Annotated in this window: 4 protein-coding genes; 2 read left to right on the forward strand and 2 right to left on the reverse strand. The window is 38.8% G+C overall.

Annotated elements, in window-relative coordinates; translation table 11 throughout:
• On the forward strand, nucleotides 1-556 hold a 556-nt coding region (locus tag L950_RS25040), incomplete at its 5' end, for a tRNA methyl transferase PRC-barrel domain-containing protein (protein WP_021188875.1).
• Between the two features lie 77 nt (nucleotides 557-633).
• Here the strand turns inward: L950_RS25040 and L950_RS25045 are convergent.
• Both L950_RS25045 and L950_RS25050 read right to left on the reverse strand, forming a co-directional pair.
• Nucleotides 634-963: a nuclear transport factor 2 family protein gene (locus L950_RS25045; protein ID WP_021188876.1), complete on the reverse strand. Its 330-nt coding sequence runs from the start codon at nucleotides 961-963 to the stop codon at nucleotides 634-636.
• A gap of 435 nt (nucleotides 964-1,398) precedes the next feature.
• A complete protein-coding gene (locus tag L950_RS25050) occupies nucleotides 1,399-1,752 on the reverse strand; it encodes a winged helix-turn-helix transcriptional regulator (protein ID WP_021188877.1) in 354 nt (117 codons plus the stop codon).
• A gap of 125 nt (nucleotides 1,753-1,877) precedes the next feature.
• Here L950_RS25050 and L950_RS25055 point away from each other — a divergent pair.
• On the forward strand, nucleotides 1,878-2,202 hold a 325-nt coding region (locus tag L950_RS25055), incomplete at its 3' end, for an SDR family NAD(P)-dependent oxidoreductase (RefSeq protein WP_021188878.1).

A 2,202-nucleotide genomic window follows, 5' to 3' on the forward strand; every position in this document is an offset into this window, starting at 1 on the left:
AAAAGAAATTCGCCAGATGGCATTGGATATGGGACAGGTGGAGCTTGCTAATAAAGCGGAAAGCTATGAAATTTGTTTTGTACCGGATAATGACTACCGTGCATTCTTAAGACATAAGGTGCCTACTTTGGATCAACAGATCGGTCCTGGTAACTTTATTCTAACAGATGGTACTGTGGTAGGACAGCATATCGGTTATCCTTATTTTACGATCGGACAGCGTAAAGGTCTTGGTATCGCATTGGGTAAACCGATGTTTGTAGTCGAGATCCTTCCGGAGAGTAATACCGTGGTGCTGGGTGAAGAACATGAGCTTGAAAAATCATTCGCTTATGTGCGCAATGTAAATTTGGTTAAATATGCTTCTTTGGAGCAGCCTATGGAAGCGATATCTAAGGTGCGTTATAAAGATGCAGGTGCTCTATCTACAATCTCACAACAGGGGGACATGGTAAAGATCGACTTTGTACATAATGTAAAAGGTATTGCTCCTGGTCAATCGGCTGTTTTCTATGAAGGCAATGATTTGATCGGTGGTGGCTTCTTAATGAAATAGTCTATACAGATTTATATAAAATAGGAAAGGTCTTAAAATTCAATTTTAAGACCTTTTTTCGTTGCGTGGGCTCGTTGCTATTTGTAAGATTCGATGATTTGATTGATTCTCCATTCTTGATTTACGTTACATAGGGTGATACATTCAACTTTTGTGAAATTGTCATACTTCATTTCTACTTTGGCCATAACACAGTTCTCATTTTTCTCCATGATGGTGTAGGTTGTTTTACAGTTCTGCTTTAGTCCTTTGCTTGACTTTAAAAAATTGACAACTTCTGATTTGCTGTATGTTTTTGTTTTTGCATTGGATGATTGGGTCCATTTGAAGTCATCGGAGAACAAGTGCTGTATACCTTCTGTATTGCCATCTGCAGCGATCTGTACGTAACTGTCAATTACCGTCATGGGATTTGTGTTTCTCGGAGTCTTTCCTTTTGCAAACTCATGCTCGTCATTGCGACTAATGCTCCGATTAATGCAAATACGATAAAGATTGAGTTTAGTGAATTTTTCATGATTTTTAGCTTTTTAAGTTTTTTTGATTTGTGAATTATTTAATTGATTGAATCAAAGGTATATAAGGGGGCTAAAAGTCGGAATGGTAATCAGGTGAACAGTCGGGTAAACTCGGTAAATGGAGGGGAGGATTCGGTGAATCTTTTGTGAATTTGAAAAGCTCGGTAAAAAATCCGGTAAACGGGAGTTTTATTTGTCGCAAAGCAATTTGCCTATCTTGCTATGATCTGAAATTGGCGATTCTCACTTGTCTATTCTACAGGAGTTGTCTCTTAAAACAATAAGAGTGTTGTTTTATCTATCAGTATCTTCGTGATTTTTAATTTATTGAAGCTTCGTAATGATATTTCGTAAACGCTCTTCATGATCATCGCCCCATTGTCCTAAAGCCGCGATTACTGGAATTAAAGTTTTACCAAATTCGGTCAGGCTGTATTCCACTTTTGGAGGGACAATCGGATATATTTTCTTTACAATCAATTCGTGCTGTTCTAATTCTTTTAGCTGTATATGCAATACGCGGCGGGAGGCTCCGGGAATTTTGCGCTGGAGTTCGCTTGGGCGTTGATGTCCTGCATTTATAAACCAAAGTAAACGAATTTTCCATTTGCCATACAGTATTTCACCGATGAGGTCGAGACCACAATTTAGATCTAGGGGTATTTTTTTTTCATACATACGACAAAGCTATGGCTATGTTTCAAAATGTGCAATAGGGGAAAAATTTATCCCTATGCAATTCGTTTTTCCGTACTTGTGTAAACCGGCTGTGTCGCAGACCTTTGTTTTAAATATTTTAGAACATGGAACAGGAATTTAATTTTAATGATGAATTATCGGGCAAAATTGCTTTGGTAACTGGCGGTACAAAGGGAACAGGTAGGGCCATTGCGGAGCGGTTGCTTTATGCCGGGGCGACCGTAATCATTACAGCAAGAAATGAACCTCTGCAGGATAATGGAAAATTACACTTTATTCCGGCCGATTTAAGTACGTCCTCTGGTACGATAAAGGTCGTAGGTGAAATACTGCAACAATTTGGCAGGCTGGATATTTTGGTAAACAATATGGGCAGTTCTGAAACGAAAGGAGGAGGCTTTGCTGTTTTGAGTGATGAGGATTGGGAAA

The sequence above is a fragment of the Sphingobacterium sp. IITKGP-BTPF85 genome (assembly GCF_001006065.1).
GTDB lineage: Bacteria > Bacteroidota > Bacteroidia > Sphingobacteriales > Sphingobacteriaceae > Sphingobacterium > Sphingobacterium anhuiense.

Excerpts from the sequence above, each read along its gene's own strand:
- L950_RS25045 (WP_021188876.1), bottom strand. The coding sequence starts at position 963 with ATGACGGTAATTGACAGTTACGTACAGATCGCTGCAGATGGCAATACA.
- L950_RS25050 (WP_021188877.1), bottom strand. The coding sequence starts at position 1,752 with ATGTATGAAAAAAAAATACCCCTAGATCTAAATTGTGGTCTCGACCTC.